Origin of the sequence: Streptomyces sp. NPDC056373 (assembly GCF_042262425.1) — a bacterium.
Lineage (GTDB): Bacteria > Actinomycetota > Actinomycetes > Streptomycetales > Streptomycetaceae > Streptomyces.
Genome location: NZ_JBHJPX010000027.1, coordinates 35,558 through 52,358, shown reverse-complemented (window position 1 = coordinate 52,358; position 16,801 = coordinate 35,558). Strand labels below are relative to the sequence as shown.

At 72.2% G+C, this 16,801-nt stretch carries 18 protein-coding genes; 6 read left to right on the top strand and 12 right to left on the bottom strand.

The genetic code is table 11. From position 1 onward, the window contains the following. Positions 1-10: 10 nt before the first annotated feature. From ACFCXS_RS37640 to ACFCXS_RS37630, 3 genes are all read right to left on the bottom strand, one after another. Positions 11-595 carry a hypothetical protein gene (locus tag ACFCXS_RS37640; protein ID WP_376647842.1) on the bottom strand — a complete coding sequence of 195 codons (585 nt, stop codon included), beginning with the start codon at positions 593-595 and terminating at the stop codon, positions 11-13. A gap of 8 nt (positions 596-603) precedes the next feature. Beyond that, the gene (gene htpX / locus ACFCXS_RS37635) at positions 604-1,521 is read right to left on the bottom strand and encodes a zinc metalloprotease HtpX (protein ID WP_376647841.1); all 918 of its coding nucleotides are present in this window, start codon (positions 1,519-1,521) and stop codon (positions 604-606) included. A 144-nt stretch (positions 1,522-1,665) separates the two neighbouring features. Then, the gene (locus tag ACFCXS_RS37630) at positions 1,666-2,037 is read right to left on the bottom strand and encodes a signal peptidase I (protein WP_376647840.1); all 372 of its coding nucleotides are present in this window, start codon (positions 2,035-2,037) and stop codon (positions 1,666-1,668) included. Positions 2,038-2,105: 68 nt separating this feature from the next. Here ACFCXS_RS37630 and ACFCXS_RS37625 point away from each other — a divergent pair, with 68 nt between their 5' ends. After that, positions 2,106-3,014 carry a GNAT family N-acetyltransferase gene (locus ACFCXS_RS37625; protein WP_376647839.1) on the top strand — a complete coding sequence of 303 codons (909 nt, stop codon included), beginning with the start codon at positions 2,106-2,108 and terminating at the stop codon, positions 3,012-3,014. Here the strand turns inward: ACFCXS_RS37625 and ACFCXS_RS37620 are convergent. Then, complete coding sequence (locus ACFCXS_RS37620) at positions 2,992-3,258, bottom strand: hypothetical protein (RefSeq protein WP_376647838.1); 267 nt, start codon at positions 3,256-3,258, stop codon at positions 2,992-2,994. The genes ACFCXS_RS37625 and ACFCXS_RS37620 overlap by 23 nt on opposite strands. 110 nt (positions 3,259-3,368) lie before the next feature. Next, positions 3,369-4,778 carry a type I glutamate--ammonia ligase gene (gene glnA, locus ACFCXS_RS37615; protein WP_376647837.1) on the bottom strand — a complete coding sequence of 470 codons (1,410 nt, stop codon included), beginning with the start codon at positions 4,776-4,778 and terminating at the stop codon, positions 3,369-3,371. 210 nt (positions 4,779-4,988) lie between these two features. Here glnA and ACFCXS_RS37610 point away from each other — a divergent pair, with 210 nt between their 5' ends. Beyond that, the gene (locus tag ACFCXS_RS37610; protein WP_376647836.1) at positions 4,989-5,456 is read left to right on the top strand and encodes an RDD family protein; all 468 of its coding nucleotides are present in this window, start codon (positions 4,989-4,991) and stop codon (positions 5,454-5,456) included. A gap of 130 nt (positions 5,457-5,586) precedes the next feature. Here ACFCXS_RS37610 and ACFCXS_RS37605 read toward each other — a convergent pair whose 3' ends face one another. From ACFCXS_RS37605 to lipB, 4 genes are all read right to left on the bottom strand, one after another. Beyond that, positions 5,587-6,288, bottom strand: coding sequence for a DUF4191 domain-containing protein (locus tag ACFCXS_RS37605; RefSeq protein ID WP_376647835.1), 702 nt, complete (start codon positions 6,286-6,288; stop codon positions 5,587-5,589). A 75-nt stretch (positions 6,289-6,363) separates the two neighbouring features. Next, on the bottom strand, positions 6,364-6,576 hold the full coding sequence (locus ACFCXS_RS37600; RefSeq protein ID WP_376647834.1) for a hypothetical protein: 213 nt from the start codon (positions 6,574-6,576) through the stop codon (positions 6,364-6,366). A 262-nt stretch (positions 6,577-6,838) separates the two neighbouring features. After that, the gene (gene lipA / locus ACFCXS_RS37595) at positions 6,839-7,825 is read right to left on the bottom strand and encodes a lipoyl synthase (protein ID WP_376647833.1); all 987 of its coding nucleotides are present in this window, start codon (positions 7,823-7,825) and stop codon (positions 6,839-6,841) included. 102 nt (positions 7,826-7,927) lie between these two features. Then, a complete protein-coding gene (gene lipB / locus ACFCXS_RS37590) occupies positions 7,928-8,728 on the bottom strand; it encodes a lipoyl(octanoyl) transferase LipB (RefSeq protein WP_376647832.1) in 801 nt (266 codons plus the stop codon). A 237-nt stretch (positions 8,729-8,965) separates the two neighbouring features. Between lipB and ACFCXS_RS37585 the strand changes: the two genes are divergently transcribed. Beyond that, positions 8,966-10,444 (top strand): regulator, encoded by a 1,479-nt coding sequence (locus tag ACFCXS_RS37585; RefSeq protein ID WP_376647831.1) that lies wholly within the window; start codon positions 8,966-8,968, stop codon positions 10,442-10,444. Positions 10,445-10,513: 69 nt separating this feature from the next. Here ACFCXS_RS37585 and ACFCXS_RS37580 read toward each other — a convergent pair whose 3' ends face one another. Beyond that, the gene (locus ACFCXS_RS37580; protein ID WP_376647830.1) at positions 10,514-11,920 is read right to left on the bottom strand and encodes an NAD(P)/FAD-dependent oxidoreductase; all 1,407 of its coding nucleotides are present in this window, start codon (positions 11,918-11,920) and stop codon (positions 10,514-10,516) included. Positions 11,921-12,475: 555 nt separating this feature from the next. Then, positions 12,476-13,378: a TIGR01777 family oxidoreductase gene (locus ACFCXS_RS37575; RefSeq protein WP_376647829.1), complete on the bottom strand. Its 903-nt coding sequence runs from the start codon at positions 13,376-13,378 to the stop codon at positions 12,476-12,478. A gap of 71 nt (positions 13,379-13,449) precedes the next feature. Here ACFCXS_RS37575 and ACFCXS_RS37570 point away from each other — a divergent pair, with 71 nt between their 5' ends. Then, positions 13,450-13,947 (top strand): GNAT family N-acetyltransferase, encoded by a 498-nt coding sequence (locus ACFCXS_RS37570; RefSeq protein ID WP_376647828.1) that lies wholly within the window; start codon positions 13,450-13,452, stop codon positions 13,945-13,947. A 7-nt stretch (positions 13,948-13,954) separates the two neighbouring features. Here ACFCXS_RS37570 and ACFCXS_RS37565 read toward each other — a convergent pair whose 3' ends face one another. After that, entirely contained in the window at positions 13,955-15,139 is a 1,185-nt protein-coding gene (locus tag ACFCXS_RS37565; RefSeq protein ID WP_376647827.1) for a MarP family serine protease, read from the bottom strand. 440 nt (positions 15,140-15,579) lie between these two features. Between ACFCXS_RS37565 and ACFCXS_RS37560 the strand changes: the two genes are divergently transcribed. Continuing rightward, positions 15,580-16,356 carry a peptidoglycan recognition protein gene (locus ACFCXS_RS37560; RefSeq protein ID WP_376647826.1) on the top strand — a complete coding sequence of 259 codons (777 nt, stop codon included), beginning with the start codon at positions 15,580-15,582 and terminating at the stop codon, positions 16,354-16,356. Positions 16,357-16,409: 53 nt separating this feature from the next. Next, a complete protein-coding gene (locus tag ACFCXS_RS37555) occupies positions 16,410-16,646 on the top strand; it encodes a hypothetical protein (RefSeq protein ID WP_376647825.1) in 237 nt (78 codons plus the stop codon). The last annotated feature ends 155 nt before the right edge of the window (positions 16,647-16,801 follow it).

Below are 16,801 nucleotides of genomic sequence, written 5' to 3'. Positions count from 1 at the left end.
TGAGGGGCGTTCACAGTCCCGGTGCCCCCCACACCGGGAACCAGCGGCCCAGGTCCTGCTCGATGCGCAGATCGCCGGAGAGCGCGGCCCGCACCTGCAGTTCGAGTGCGTTGTCGCGCCGCTGCGTCCCGTCCGGCAGGGGCGCGAACGGATAGAAGGTACCTCGCTTGTAGAGGTAGACCAGCGCGAGCCGCCGGCCGGAGGGGTCCTCGAACCCGGCCAGCGAGCAGAGCAGTTGAGGCCCGAACCCGTTGACCTCCATCTGGCTGTTCACGGCGTGCAGGTCGTTCACGAGGGCGGGGAGCCGGTCGGGGGCACGGCGTGAGACCAGCCAGGAGTAGCCGTAGTCGTCCTGCCGCAGCTCCACCGGCGGTCCGTCGCGGTCGATGTCGGCGTCCAGCAGCGCCTGCACTTCGCGGTGGGACTGCTCGAAGGCCGCACCCTCGACCGAGGCGAAGCAGACCGCGCCCTGCCCGGTCGGGGTGAAGCCGGCCGCCGCCTCCAGCGTCACGGCCGCCGACGGCAGCGCGAAGAGCCGGTCGAGATCCGCCACGACCGGCTTCGTCCGGCCGAGCAGAATGTCCAGCAGCCCCATCCGCCCGATCACCCCCCTCCCGGTGCCGCCGCCTCGCCCAGCTCGGCGGAGATCCGGCCCAGCTGGTCGAGCCGCTGCTCCAGGCTCGGGTGCGTCGAGAAGAGCCGTGCGACACCGGGCTCACGGCCCAGCGCCGGTGTGAAGTAGAAGGCGTTGAAGGCCTGGGCCGTGCGCAGGTCCTTGGTCGGGATGCGGGCGATGTCGCCGGAGACCTTGGTGAGCGCGGAGGCCAGTGCCGAGGGGCGGCCGGTGAGCAGGGCCGCAGCCCGGTCCGCGGCCAGCTCCCGGTACCGGGACAGGGCGCGGATCAGCAGGAAACTGACCGCGTACACGGTCGCGGCCACACCCATCACCGCGGCGAAGATCGCCGCCGTGTTCTGGTCCCTCCTGGCCCCGCCGAACAGCTGCGAGTAGAAGGCGAACCGCACGATCAGCCCGGCGATCACCCCGAGGAACGACGCGACCGTGATCACGGCGACGTCCTTGTGCGCCACGTGCGACAGCTCGTGGGCGAGGACACCCTCCAGCTCGGCCGGCTCCAGCCGCCGCAGCAGCCCGGTCGTCACACACACCACCGCGTGATCGGGGTTCCGTCCGGTCGCGAACGCGTTCGGCATGTCCATCGTGGACACGGCGACCACCGGCTTGGGCATGTCGGCGATGGCACACAGCCGGTCCACGACGCCGTGCAACTCGGGATACTCGTCCCGCTCCACGACCCGGCCTCGCATGGCGTACAGCGCGATGCGGTCCGAGAACCAGTACTGCGAACCGAGCAGTGCCGCCGCGACCACCACGACGAGCACCCACGACTTCAGCAACACGATCAACGCGGCGACGAACACCACGTACAACAGTCCGAGCAGAAACAGCGTGACACCCATCCGGGTGGTCAACCGCCGGTCGCTCCGGAAGCGGCTGTGCATCTGCCTCACCCCGCAGTCACGCACTCGTCCCACCGCCAGTGTGCACCGGCCCCGCTCATGAACGGGTCGTGCACGTCCCCAGAGCGGGCAAAGGCGCCCCGCTCGCGAGCGAGAGGGGTGGTCCGGACGGGCCGGGCAACGGCGTCACCCGCCCGCGGCCACCGCATAGCCGGGCACGGACGGCCACCGCACCGTCAGCACGACCGACTCCTCCTCGGCGATCCACGAGTGATCGACGCCGCGCCCCCACACGACGTAGTCCCCCTGCCGCTCCAGCAGCACACTGCGCCCGGGCAGCTCCACCCGGAACCGCCCGCTGATCAGCACGAGCAGCGCGGTACGAGCCTCACCTCGCACCCACTCGGCCCGCTCGTCGCCCGGAGGATGCACACCCCACTTGATCTCCACGTCCTCGCTGTGCCGAGGATCCCCGGCCCCCTTGAAATGCCCGAGAATCCAGCCCCGGTCCAGCGCGGCGTCCGCACCGGCGTTGCCCACGTACACGTGATCATCCACGGGGCCGGACGCTAACAGCAGCCAAATCCGGGTGCGTACCGCCGGAGCGATGGTGTGTCATCGGGGCCATGGCGATCGAGGTGGGCATACCCGGGATCGGCGGCTTGGGCGAGGCCGTGGGCGCTCTGCGGGAGTGGCAGGACGACGGGGCGCCGATGCAGCTGCACCCGGGAGACGTGGGCTGGTTCTGGCGCTTCGGCGCGAGGGCGACGGCCGCGGCGGTACGGACCTGGAGCCGTGGCGGACGGATTCTCGCCGTCGGGTTGCTGGACGGCCCCGAGCTGCTGCGGCTGGCGATGGCACCGGACGTCCGCCAGGACGAGGAGCTGGCGCGACATCTGGTGGCGGACCTGACCGAGCCGGAACGCGGTGTGCTCAAGGAGGGCGAGGCGTACGTCGAGGCGCCCGCCGGCTCACCGGTCCAGGAGCTGCTGTGCCGGGAGGGCTGGAGCATCGACGCGCCCTGGACGCCGCTGCGCCGGGGCCTGACGGAGCGGGTGGGGGAGCCAGGTGTGCGGATCGAGGTGATCGGGCCGGAGCAGGCGTACGTCCGGGCCGCGGTACAGCGAGCGTCGTTCGACAGGTCCACGTTCACGGAGGACCACTGGCACGCCATGGCGGGCGGAGTGCCGTACGCCGAGGCTCGGTGTCTGGTCGCGTACGACGGCCGGGGCGACGCGGTGGCGACGGTGACGGTGTGGTCGGCGGGTCCGGGGAAGCCCGGGGTGATCGAGCCGATGGGCGTGCACCGGGACCATCGCGGGCAGGGCCACGGCAAGGCGATCACCGTCGCCGCGGCTGCGGCCCTGCGTGAGCTGGGCTCGTCGAGCGCGCTCGTGTGCACCCCGAGCTCCAACGTCGCCGCCGTCTCCACCTACCGGGCGGCCGGCTTCGAGCCCCTCCCCGAGGTCAGGGACCGACGCCGTGACGCGAGCTCGTCCCTGCGGTCCGGACCTAGTACGGGGCCCGGAAGTTGACGTACCCCAGCAGCACGATCACCGCCGCCAGGCAGCCCAGCACCACGGCGGTCGAGATCCAGGGGGAGCGGCGGCGCGAGCCGACGTGCTCCGGGTCGGCGCGGAAGGGCACCGGCCCGGGCGGGTCGTGCTTCCAGCGCGCGGCGAGCATGCGGGCCCGGGCGGAGGGCTCCTTGTGCTCGGCTCCGTCCGCCCATCTGAGGTCGAACTCGCGCTCCTGGTCGTCCTGTTCGTGCTCGGGCATTCCCATCCCACCCCCGTGCGGTCCTGCCTCAAGAATAGAACACACGCCCGCGCCCCCGCCGTCGGAAGGACGGCGGGGGCGCGGGCGGTCATGCCTCGATCAGGCGTCGATCACACGTCGAAGTACAGCTCGAACTCGTGCGGGTGCGGACGCAGCTGCAGCGGCGCGATCTCGTTGGCGCGCTTGTAGTCGATCCACGTCTCGATCAGGTCCGGCGTGAAGACGTCGCCCGCGAGCAGGAACTCGTGGTCGGCCTCCAGGCGGTCGAGGACGGCCGGGAGCGAGGTCGGGACCTGCGGGACGCCCGCGTGCTCCTCGGGGGCCAGCTCGTAGAGGTCCTTGTCGATCGGCTCGGCCGGCTCGATCTTGTTCTTGATGCCGTCCAGGCCGGCCAGCAGCAGCGCCGAGAAGGCCAGGTACGGGTTGCCGGAGGAGTCGGGCGCGCGGAACTCGACGCGCTTGGCCTTCGGGTTCGAGCCGGTGATCGGGATACGCATCGCGGCGGAGCGGTTGCGCTGCGAGTACACCAGGTTCACCGGCGCCTCGAAGCCCGGCACCAGGCGGTGGTACGAGTTCACCGTCGGGTTGGTGAAGGCCAGCAGCGACGGGGCGTGCTTGAGGATGCCGCCGATGTAGTAGCGGGCGGTGTCCGACAGGCCCGCGTAACCGGCCTCGTCGTAGAACAGCGGCTGGCCGCCGGTCCACAGCGACTGGTGGACGTGCATGCCCGAGCCGTTGTCACCGAAGATCGGCTTCGGCATGAAGGTCGCGGTCTTGCCGTTCTGCCACGCCACGTTCTTCACGATGTACTTGAAGAGCTGCAGGTCGTCGGCCGCGGCGAGCAGCGTGTTGAACTTGTAGTTGATCTCGGCCTGGCCGGCGGTGCCCACCTCGTGGTGCTGGCGCTCGACCTGCAGGCCGGCGCGGTCCAGCTCCAGGGAGATCTGGGCACGCAGGTCGGCGAAGTGGTCGACCGGCGGGACCGGGAAGTAGCCGCCCTTGTAGCGGACCTTGTAACCACGGTTGTTCTCGACGGCGCCGGTGTTCCAGGCGCCGGCCTCGGAGTCGATGTGGTAGAAGGACTCGTTCGCGCTGGTCGCGAAGCGGACGGAGTCGAAGACGTAGAACTCGGCCTCGGGACCGAAGTACGCCGTGTCGGCGATGCCGGTCGACGCGAGGTAGGCCTCGGCCTTCTTCGCCACGTTGCGCGGGTCACGGGAGTACTGCTCGCCCGTGATCGGGTCGTGGATGAAGAAGTTGATGTTGACCGTCTTGTCACGGCGGAACGGGTCGACCCGGGCGGTCGACAGGTCCGCGCGCAGCGCCATGTCGGACTCGTGGATGGCCTGGAAGCCGCGGATCGAGGAGCCGTCGAAGGCGAGCTCCTCGGCCGGGTCGAAGGCCGATGCGGGGATCGTGAAGTGCTGCATCACGCCCGGCAGGTCGCAGAAGCGGACGTCGATGAACTTGACGTCCTCGTCCGCGATGAACTTCTTGGCCTCGTCGGCGTTCTGGAACATCCAGCTCCTCCTACTCCCGACCGTCCCGCCGGGGTGGTAGTTCGTTCGTGCTGCCAGTGCGGGTGGCACACGCTGACCTCGACCCTAGGGACGGGTGGTTTCTCGGGCGTGACTCATTTGTTTCGCACAAGTTAACCGGCTCACCCTCCACCGTAGCCCGGACACACCCCGCCGTGCCCTGGTCATTTGCGGGCGCAGTACCGTGGACGGGTGGACAACAGGCAAGCACTCGGATCCTGGCTCTCTGGGCCCCGCGCGGCCGCGGAAGAGGCCGGTGTCGACTTCGGATACCGGGGCGAGCAGCTCGGTCTGCCCGAGGAGGGACCCGGCTCGATCGCCCGCCCGGGCCGCCGGATCGGTGCCCTCGCCGTCGACTGGGGCCTGTGTCTCCTGATCGCATACGGTCTCATCACGCAGAGCTACAACGAGGCGGCCCAGACCTGGGCGCCGCTCATCATGTTCGCGCTGATGGTCCTCACGGTCGGCACCATCGGTTTCACCCCCGGCAAGCGCCTCCTCGGCCTGCGCGTGCTCGCCCTGGACACCGGCCGGGTCAGCCCCTGGCGCGCCGCCCTGCGCACGGTCCTGCTCTTCCTCGCGATCCCCGCGCTGATCTGGGACCGCGACGGCCGGGGCCTGCACGACCGGCTGGCCGGCACGGTCGAGGTCCGCATCTGACCTAAGTGTGAACCGGCCGGCACGGACCGGCCGGCCGGCACGGACCGACGAGAACGAGCCGACACGGCCGACACGAACGAGGGGCGCCCGGTGTGATCCGGGCGCCCCTCGTTCATGTCGTGTGCGGATGTCAGCGAGCCTTCGGCCCGCCCTTCGGCAGGCGCATGCCCTTCGGCATCGGCCCCTTCGGCAGCGGCATGTTGCTCATCAGGTCACCGAGCGCACGCAGCCGGTCGTTGGTGGCCGTGACCTGCGGGCCGGTCAGCACGCGCGGGAGCTTCAGCATGGTCGTCCGCAGCTTCTTCAGCTCGATCTGGCCCTCGCCCGTGCCCACGACCAGGTCATGCACCGGGACGTCCGCGACGATGCGGTTCATCTTCCGCTTCTCGGCGGCCAGCAGGGTCTTCACCCGGTTCGGGTTGCCCTCGGCGACCAGGACGACGCCGGCCTTGCCGACCGCGCGGTGCACCACGTCCTGGTTGCGGTTCATCGCCACCGCGGGGGTCGTCGTCCAGCCCCGGCCGATGTTGTCGAGCACCGCCGCCGCGGCCCCGGGCTGTCCCTCCATCTGCCCGAAGGCGGCCCGCTCGGCCCGGCGCCCGAACACGATCGCCGACGCGAGGAAGGCGAGCAGGAGGCCCAGGATGCCGAGATAGATGGGGTGACCGATCAAGAAACCGATCGCGAGGAAGACACCGAAGGTGACGATTCCGACTGCCGCGAGTACAAGACCGATCTTCTTGTCGGCCTTGCGGGTCATCTTGTAGGTCAGGGCGATCTGCTTCAGTCGCCCCGCATTCGCAGCGTCCGCTGCAGGTTCCTTCCTCGCCATGCCACGCAGTCTACGTGGCCCCACAAGCCCCGACGACGGCAGTGTCCGCGGGTGCCCCTGGGGGAGGGCCCGGAGTCAGGGGCGGACGGAGCGGACGGACAGGGACTGCTCGATGACGCGCTGCGTCTCGACCCGGTCCTTGGCGCGGCGGCGGTCCTCCAGCACGGAGGTCCAGGCGTTGCGGCGGGCCGTGCGCTGGCCGCTGCGCATCAGCAGCGACTCGACGGCACGCAGGGCGGTCGTGAAGGACGGGATCGCTGTGGCGCGGACGGGCGGCGCGGCCTGCATGGGTGAGGTCCCCCCTCGAGTGCGGGTGTACGTGCTGTGAGTCCAGCGTTACTGATTGGTGTTACCAGCGCGTGACCGGCCGGTCAAACACCCATGAAGGGCCGGCGGGGAGCGGTGGAACGCCGACGCGGTCCTGACATGTGCCCTCATCTGCGAGGACGGTCAGGACCGCGTCGAATCGGACGCTACTGCCGAGTAGTCTCTTGTGCGCGAATTCACACGCTTGTCTCGCCCCTTGGCGGGCAGGGGCGGTGACGGTTCGTCAGACGGCCTGCGCCGCGACCTGCCCGTCCCCCTGCCGCGGAGCGGCGGAACGCTGCTCCATGGCCATCTGGTAGAGCCGCCCGGCGCGGTACGAGGAGCGCACCAGCGGCCCGGACATCACGCCGGAGAAGCCGATCTGCTCGGCCTCCTCCTTGAGCTCCACGAACTCGTGCGGCTTGACCCAGCGCTCCACCGGGTGGTGGCGCACGGAGGGCCGCAGGTACTGCGTGATGGTGACCAGCTCGCAACCCGCCTCGTGCAGCTGCCTCAGCGCGTCGCTGACCTCCTCGCGGGTCTCGCCCATGCCGAGGATCAGGTTCGACTTGGTGACCAGGCCGTAGTCCCGCGCCTCGGTGATCACCTTCAGGGAGCGCTCGTAGCGGAAGCCGGGGCGGATGCGCTTGAAGATCCGCGGGACCGTCTCGACGTTGTGCGCGAAGACCTCGGGCCGGGAGGAGAAGACCTCCGCCAGCTGCTCGGGGACCGCGTTGAAGTCGGGGGCCAGCAGCTCGACCTTCGTGCGCCCGGCCTCGCGCCCCTCGGTCTGCTGGTGGATCTGGCGCACGGTCTCGGCGTACAGCCAGGCCCCGCCGTCCTCCAGGTCGTCGCGGGCGACGCCGGTGATCGTGGCGTAGTTCAGGTCCATCGTGACCACGGACTCGCCGACGCGGCGCGGCTCGTCGCGGTCGAGGGCCTCGGGCTTGCCGGTGTCGATCTGGCAGAAGTCACAGCGCCGGGTGCACTGGTCGCCACCGATGAGGAACGTTGCCTCCCGGTCCTCCCAGCACTCGTAGATGTTGGGGCAGCCGGCTTCCTGGCAGACCGTGTGCAGGCCCTCGCTCTTCACGAGCTTCTGCATCGCGGTGTACTCGGGGCCCATTTTCGCCCGGGTCTTGATCCACTCGGGCTTGCGCTCGATGGGGGTCTGGCTGTTGCGGACCTCCAGGCGCAGCATCTTGCGTCCGTCGGGTGCGACTGCGGACACGACCGGCTCCCTAGCGATTGATTCTTCGGCGTCCTCAAGGGTACGCCCGTTGATTTGAATGCCTGTGTGGGCGCTACCCCTCCAGCTCCGGCACGGGCCGTTTTATGCCGCGGGTGTCTTCTCGATCTCCCGCGGCTTCAGCTCCGCGTTCTCCAGGACCTCCCGCAAGCGACGCTCGACGACCGGCAGGACCTCCTCGATCGTCACGTCCCGGCCGAGCTCGCCGGCCAGCGAGGCGACGCCCGCGTCGCGGATGCCGCACGGGATGATCCGGTCGAACCACTTGTTGTCGGGGTTCACGTTGAGCGCGAAGCCGTGCATGGTAACGCCCTTGGCGACGCGGATGCCGATCGCGGCGATCTTGCGGTCCTCGCGTCGCTGGCCCGCGTTGGACGGCGCGTACTCCGGGCCGTTCATGCGCGGGTCGAACTCCTCGTCGTGCAGACGCGGGTCGAAGTCCAGCGAGAGCCCTCCGAGCACGGGTCGCTGCTCGACCGGGTCGCCCAGGATCCAGACACCGCTGCGGCCCTCGACCCGGCTCGTCTCCAGGCCGAAGTCGGCGCAGACCTGGATGAGGGCCTCTTCCAGGCGGCGTACGTGTGCCACGACGTCCACCGGGCGCGGAAGCTTCTGGATGGGGTAGCCCACCAGCTGGCCCGGGCCGTGCCAGGTGATCTTGCCGCCGCGGTCCACGTCGACGACCGGCGTGCCGTCGAGGGGCCGCTCGTCGTCCGCCGTGCGCCGGCCGGCCGTGTAGACCGGGGGGTGCTCCAGGAGCAGCACGGTGTCGGGGACCTCGTCGGCGAAGCGCGCCGCGTGCACCCGGCGCTGCTCGTCCCACGCCTCCTGGTACTCGACGGCCTCGTCACCGAACCCCATGCGGACGAACCGCAACTCACTCACGGCAAGCGCCTCCCTCGGACGGGTGTGTCAGGCACATAGCGCGCCCAAGCCACTGTACGTCCGGCCCGAACACGTCAGTCCCGGGGGCAATCCTCACACGATCGGATGAATGTCCGCGAAAGTGTGTGATGGGGTGTTTACTCTCCGCTACATTCGCGCCGTCCAGCAAGCCAAAAGGCCTGCTCACAGGCAATCCGGCAGACACCGACACCGGAAGGCAGGAGACCGCACCGCACCATGACGGAACGACCCGCGCAGCGCACCCCCAACCGACAGCTCGCCGCGCTCATCGCAGAAGCGGGGTTCTCCAACGCGGGACTCGCCCGTCGCGTGGACCAGCTCGGTCTCGAACACGGGCTCGATCTGAGATACGACAAGACATCCGTCACCCGGTGGCTGCGCGGGCAGCAGCCCCGGGGCACCACCCCGGCCCTGATCGCCGAGGTCTTCACCCGGCGCCTGGGCCGCCGCCTCACCGCCCAGGACCTCGGTCTGGACGCCTGCGCCCCGGTCTACGCGGGGCTCGAGTTCGCCGCCACCCCCGAGGAGGCCGTCGACATCGTCAGCGGGCTGTGGCGCAAGGACTCCGGCAGCCACGCCGAACTCCGCAAGATCGCCTTCACCCCGGCCGGGCTCGTCGTGCCGAGCCGGGACTGGCTGATCGGCCGGGCCGACGAGAAGGTCGCCCGGGGCGAGACGCCCGTGTCCCGCATCCCGGCGCAGGGCCGCCCGGCGCTCCGCCCCACGCCCGCGACCGAGCAGGGCGCCTCGTCCCTGCCCCGCCGGCGCGGCCCGGCCGAGCGGGGACCCGGCCAGAAGGTCACCGCCGGCGACATCGCCGCCCTGCGCTCGGTCGGCGAGCTGTTCCGCACCCTCGACGATGCCTACGGCGGCGGCCACGCCCGCCAGGCCCTCGTGCGCTACCTGGAGCACGAGTGCGAGCCCATGCTGCGCGGCACCTACGGCGAGCAGACCGGCCGCCGGCTCTTCGCCGCCGCCGCCGACCTGACCCGGCTCGCCGGCTGGACCTCGTACGACATCGCCGCACACGGACTCGCCCAGCGCTACTTCGTGCAGGCCCTGCGGCTCGCCCAGGCGGCCGGGGACCGCGCGTACGGGGCCTACGTGCTGGTCACCATGAGCCGGCAGGCGGTCTACCTCGGGCACGGACGGGAGGCCGTCCAGCTCGCCCGCGTGGCCCAGCAGGGTGTCGGCACCTCCGGCCCGCCCGTCGTCCAGGCCCTGCTGCACGCCTCCGAGGCGCGCGGGCACGGGGTGCTCGGCGAGGTCCGGGCCTGCACCGCGGCGCTGGTCCGGGCCGAACGCGCGCTGGAGACGGCCCGGCCCGGGGACGACGTGCCGCACTGGGCGAGGTTCTTCGACGAGGCCCAGCTCGCCGACGAGTTCGGCCACTGCCACCGTGACCTGCAGCAGTTCCGTGCCGCCGCCCAGCACGCCGAGCGTTCACTCCAGCTGCGGGCCCCCTCCTACGCCCGCAGCCGCCTCTTCTGCCGCGTGGTCCTGGCCACCGCCCGCCTGGGCCTCGGCGAACTCGACCAGGCCTGCCAGCTCGCAGCGGAAGCGGCAGGCCAGGCGGCCGAGATGCGCTCGGTACGGGCGGTGGAGTACGTCAGGGACTTCGAGCGACGCCTGGAGCCGTACAAGGACGCGGCACCGGTACGGACTTACCGCGACAAGGTAGCGGCCCTTGGCTGAGGTGCCCTGCTTTCAGGGGCGCGGGGAACTGCGTGACAAGCCCCGACGCACCGGCACCCGAGGAATCGCCTAAGCAGCCCGTGGCACGCTGGGCAGCGGATCGGCAACGTGCATGGACCGCCCGACCCTCAAGTCCGCCAAGATCGCCGCCGACGCCCGATGCCCGGAGTGCAAGGCCCCCTGGACCGTACTGGTGTCCCGGTGATCCCCGCACACGTACAGCCCGGCGATCAACCGCACCGGCCGCCGCAGATCATGCGGCGGCCGCATCGCCGGCACCGCATCCACCGTCCGGTGCACCGCCAGCGTCTCCCACCGTGCCGTCGACACCCCGTACAACCGCGCCAGGTGCATGCGCACCGCCGTGTCGATGTCCCCGCGAGGCCGCCCGAGCACCGTCGACGACACCAGCGACCGCCCCGCCGGCGCCCGGGTCGGATCGACCTGGCTGACCACCGCCGTGTGCGCGACCGGCCCGCCGAGGTCCGCGTCGAGCAGCAGTGACGCACCCGTTTCCGGCGGCTCGTCGGTCGTGTGGTGCACCACCGTCACCGGGTGGAACTCCGGCACCCGCAGCCCGGGCAGCAGCTCGGCGGCGGCGCGCGCGCCCGTCGCCACCAGAACCGCCCGGCACCGGATCTCGCCGTGCTCCGCGGTGGTCACCGAGGTCGTCGAGACGGAGGTGACGCGCACGCCGGTGTGCACCGTGCCCGGCGGCAGCGTGCGCGCCAGCTGCTCCGGCAGGGCCTCCGCACCGCCCTCCGGCAGGCACAACCGGCCCCGCGCGAAGGCGCGCAGCGCGAGGTCCGCGCACCGGCTGGACGTCGTCAGGCCCGGGTCGCACAGCAGGGCGGCGAGCAGCGGACGCAGAAAGCCGTCGATCGTACGGGCGGGCAGTCCGCGCGCCGCCAGGGCCTCCCCGGCGGGCAACTCCGGTCGGGCGAGCAGCCGTTCGGCCGGTGTGCCCGCGAGCCGGGTCAGGGCGGCACCGAGCCGGGCCTGGTCGACGGCCGTGCCGAGCGGAGCACCGGGCCGACTGCGGGGGACCGAGACCTGCCGGCCGGGCACGGCCGCCGGCCTCCGGGTCTGCCGGGGCGCGGCCGGCGACCGGGGAGCACTCGCGAGCGCGCGAACCGCGTGCAGTGCGCCCCTTGCGCCCCCTGCGCCCGGTTGTACGCCGGCGCGGTGGTGGCGTCCGTCGCCGTGCAGCAGGACACCGGGCGCGAAGGGCCGCAGCACCAGCCCGTCGAGACCGGGTGTCTGCCGTAGTTCCGGATACGCCGTGGACAGCAACTGGCCGATCCTGTCGAGCCGGAAGCCGTCGACCTTCTCCGTCGCCATGCGGCCGCCGACCCCGTGGGCGGCCTCCAGGACCATGGTCGTCACTCCTGCGCTGGTCAGCCGGTGCGCGGCCGAGAGTCCGGCGACCCCGGCCCCCACGACGACCACGTCCGCCTGGTACGCGGGCTCAAGCACGTGCCCCTCCTCGAGGTTGCGCGGGCGCTGGAGACGTCATGCCCTCAACAGGCCGCAGGGATACGCGAGTTCTGGTCGAGGGTAGGACCGTGATCGGTCAGCGGGAGTCGCGCATCGGCAGGGCACGGTCGCACGGCGGTCGCATTCGGACCCCTTGTGGGCATCAAGTGGTCACAGGAGGCTGGTGTGCGGATCGGGAAGGTGTCTCGGAACGACCGGTCGCATCCCGGACAGGCGGCCGGTACGCGCCGGTCGGGTTGCCGGGCGGGCGGCCCGTGTGCGTCGGTCGGGTTGCCGGGCGGGCGGCCGGTGCGCGCCGGTCGGGTTGCCGGGCGGGCGGCCGGTGCGCGCCGGTCGGGTTGCCGGGCGGGCGGCCCGTGTGCGTCGGTCGGGTTGCCGGTTGGGCGCTCCGCGTGTGCCGACCGGGTCCGGGGCGGGTGGCCGGTGCGCGTCGGTCGGGTTGCCGGTTGGGCGCTTCGCGTGTGCCGACCGGGTCCGGATCGGGCGGCCCGGTGTGCGTCGCCGTCGGCCCGGTCGGCACCCGCCGGCGAACCGTCACAGGGCCGCTCGGATCGCTCCCTCGATCTCCGGGAAGGCGAACCGGAAGCCCGACTCCAGCAGACGCGCCGGCAGTACCCGGGCACTGCCCAGGACGTCCCCCGCCATCTCGCCCAGCACGGTCCGCAGGACGGTCGCGGGCACCGGGAACAAGGTCGGGCGGTGCAGCACCCGCCCCATCGCCGCCGTGATCTCACGGTTCGTCACGGGATTCGGCGCGGTCACGTTGAACGGCCCCGACAAGCCGTCGGTCTCGATCAGATGCCGGATCGCGGCGACCTCGTCGTGCAGCGCGACGAACGACCAGTACTGCCGCCCGTCGCCCATCCGTCCGCCCGCCCCCGCCCGGAACAGCGGGAACAGCCGCCCCCAGGCACCGCCCTCGCGGGAGACGACCAGCCCGGTCCGGGTGAACACCGTGCGGACACCGGCCTCCTGGGCGGGGGCCGTGGCCCCCTCCCACTCGACGCACAGCGCGGGCAGGAAGCCCTCTCCCGCGGGCGCGCTCTCGTCGACCGTGCGCTCGCCGGTCTCGCCGTAGTAGCCGATGGCGCTGCCGTTCACGAAGACCCGTGGCCGGTCCTTCGCGTCCAGCGACGCGACCGCCTCGGCGAGGGCCGCCGTGCCGTTCACCCGGCTGTCCCGGATCCGCCGTTTGTAGGCATCCGTCCAGCGCCGGTCGCCCACCCCGGCCCCGGCCAGGTTCACCACCGCGTGGCACCCGGCGAGCCCGGCCGCGTCCACCCGACCGCCCTCGGGGTCCCAGCGGATCTCCCCGGCCGAGCGGGGCGTGCCCCGCACCAGGCGGCGCACCTCGTGTCCGTCGGCGGTCAGCGACCGCACCAGGGCGCTGCCGATGAGCCCGGACGCACCCGCCACCGCGAATCTTGAATGTTCCATAAATCCATCCTGCCGGGTGGCCCCGTAAAACCCTTGCAAGGCCTCGATCAGCTCGCCGTAGGGTGACGCCCATGTCCGAGCTCCCCGAACCGCGCATCCGCACCGCCCGCACCGAGGACGACGACGGGCTGGCCCTGCTCGACCGGCTCGCCTGGTCGCCGCTGCACGCGGTCAAGCCCGAGCCGCAGCCGCCGTACGCCCCCTTCTTCAACGAGCGGCACGCCCCCGAGGACTGCCTGGTCGCCGAGCTCGGCGGGCGCCTCGCGGGCTACGTTCTGCTCGGTTTCCCCACTCCGCTCGCTTCGAACCGGCACGTCCGCCAGATCCAGGGCCTCGCCGTCGCCGAGGAGGCGCGCGGCCGGGGGGTCGGGCGGGCACTGATCCGGGCCGCTGTCGACGAGGCCCGCCGGCGCGGCGCCCGCCGCATCACCCTGCGCGTCCTCGGGCACAACACCCCGGCCCGGGCGCTCTACGCGGCCGAGGGGTTCGTGGTCGAGGGGGTCATGCCCGAGGAGTTCCTGCTCGACGGGTCCTACGTCGACGACGTGGTGATGGGGCGCTTCCTGTGAGCCGGGGCTACGACGCGGCCGGCTCGCCCGTGTCCACCGGTGCTGTCGCGCCCGCCGCGCGCCGCGCGTCGGAGGCGACCTCGTCCGCCGTCAGGACGTAGCCCGTCTCGGCGTCCGAGGTGGAGCGGGCGAAGACCACACCGAACACCCGGCCGTCGGTGGTGAGCAGCGGGCCGCCGGAGTTGCCCGGGCGGACCGTGGAGCGGATCGAGTAGATCTCCCGGGTGGCCGTCCCGTCGTTGTAGATGTTCTGGCCGGTGGCCCGCACCCGGTTCGCGACGGTCGCCGCCTGGAGGTTCAGGTCGCCGTCCTGCGGATAGCCGGCGACGACCGCGGAGTCACCGCGCTCGGCGTCGTCGTCGAAGCGCAGCACGGGAGTCCTGAGGCCCGGCACGTACAGCACCGCCACGTCCTTCTGCGGATCGAACAGCACCACCCGCGCCTCGTACGTCCGCCCGACGCCGCCGATCTGCACGGTCGGCTCGTCGATGCCCGCCACCACGTGGGCGTTGGTCATCACGTGCTCGCGCGCGTAGACGAACCCGCTGCCCTCGCGGCCCTGGGTGCCCGCCACGCCCTCGACCTTCACCGTGCTCCGCTTGGCCGCCTCGGTGGCGGCCGCCGTGACGCTGTCACCGGTCGGCTTGGCCACCTCGGCCGTCGACTCGTTCTCGAAGGGGTTGAAGACCTGCGGGAAGCCCGCCTGCGTCAGCGCGGACGTGGCCCCCGAGAACCAGGCCGGGGTGGTGTCCGGCATCGTCCGCTGCACGGCGCCGAGCAGCCGCGAGTCCCGGATCGCCGAGGTGACCAGCGGCGAGGAGGACGCGCCCAGGACACTCGCGGCCACCCACGCCACGATCAGCACGGCCACCGCGTTGGCCACCGCCCCGCCGATCCCGTCCGCCACCCGCAGCGGCCCCCGGTCCAGCTCCCGCCGCAGCCGCAGCGCGACGCGCCCCGCCAGCTCGTGCCCCACCACCGCCGGGAGCAGCACCGTGAACACCGCCGTCAGCGTCGCCCGCGTCGTGCCCGCCTCCACCAGGTCCATGACCCACGGCAGGATCCACACGCCGACGACCGCACCGCCCACGAAGCCCGCCAGCGACACACAGCCGGCCACCAGCCCGCGCCGGTACCCGGACGCCGCGTAGGCCAGGACGACCAGCAACAGCAGGATGTCGAGCAGGTCCACGCACGCCGCCTTTCTCTCGGAACCCCTTAATACGCGGGGGGAGGGCCCGGTGATCAGTCACACGCGCACGGATGATCGGAATCGGCCGCGGGCGTGCACAAGGAAAAACGCCGCGGACCGTGACGATGGTTCCACCGGGTGGCACACCACACATCGCGGACGGACCGGATCAGGCCGACAGTGGGACCATGCGTGTCTTCCGAAGACGGCGGGGCGCACGCAGGCGCTCCGCCGACGGGGTGCCCGGCCCAGGGGATGTTGTGAAAGTCCCGCACAGCACCCACTGCGCCCGGCACGCACCCTCGCCGCACCGGCCAAAGACCCGAGTAGCTCCGCTACGAGGGCCTTCGTCCGGCACGCCTAGGGCACGCACCGGACACCGCGGGCACCGCACCGGACTTTCACAACACCCCCTAGCCGGCCTCCCGCGCGCGGTCCGCGTGCTGCTCGGCTGCCTGCCGGGCGCCGCCGCCGTCGTGGCGCTGTTCCTGTGCGCCCACGGCGTGGAGAACGCCGCCGACACCGGCTCCCGCGCCGCCCCGGCCCGCTCCCCGGCCACGGCCCACACCGCCCCGCGCCCGCCCATCGAGCCGAGAGCGCACTGGCTGGGCGACGCCGCCCGCGCCCAGCCGCGCCCGCGCTACGACGACCGGGTCGCCGCCGTCTTCGTCCACCACACCGACTCGCCCAACGGCTACGACTGCGCCGACGCGCCCCGCATCATCCGGGACCTCTACACCGGCCAGACCGGCACCCGCGACTGGGACGACATCGGCTACAACTTCGTCGTCGACCGCTGCGGCACCATCTACGAAGGCCGCGCCGGGGGCGTGGAGCGGGCCGTCACCGGTGCCCACACCCAGGGCTTCAACCACCGCACCGCGGGCATCGCCGCCCTCGGCACCTTCACCGAGGGCATGCCCGTCCCGCAGCCCATGATCCGCGCGATCGCCGCGCTGTCCGCCTGGAAACTGGGCCTGAGCGGCACCGACCCGCGCGCGGACGTGCGCCTGGTCTCCAGCAACGGCCTGAGCCGGTACGCGGCCGGCACCACGGCCCGCCTGCCCGCCGTCGCGGGCCACAACGACGGCTACATGACCAGCTGCCCCGGCGCTGCCCTGCACGCCCGCCTGCCCGAGATCAGACAGCTCGCGGCCCGTCTCCAGGGCCGGCCGGACAACCCACAGCAAGGCCACAGCGAACGCGCGGCGTCCTGACATCCCGGTCTCCTACGGTCGTCCCCACAGGCAGCCGACCGGAGGTGGGGACCATGAACGACAGCCGTACGAAGGCCCCGGGCGACGCGGGGGAGCGGGGACCGCGGGCGGGGAGGGCGTGCGGCCCCTGGGCGGTGCTCTGCGCGGTCGTGAGCGTCGTCCTGGGACCGGCCGCGGGCACCGCCTCCGCCCTCGACCAGGCCAACGCCGCCCCGATGCACCACGCGGCACGGGCCGATCAGACACAGGCGTACATCCCGTCCGACACGAGCCGCCGCAGGGCCGCCTGAGCAGCCCCGAGCGTCAGCCGCCGTCTGACCGGGCCTTACCCTGCCAGCTGCCGTCTGACCGGCCTCACGCTGTCAGCTGCCGCCTGACCGGCCTTACCCTGTCAGCCGCCGTCTGACCGGCCTCACGCTGTCAGCTGCCGTCTGACCGGCCCCAC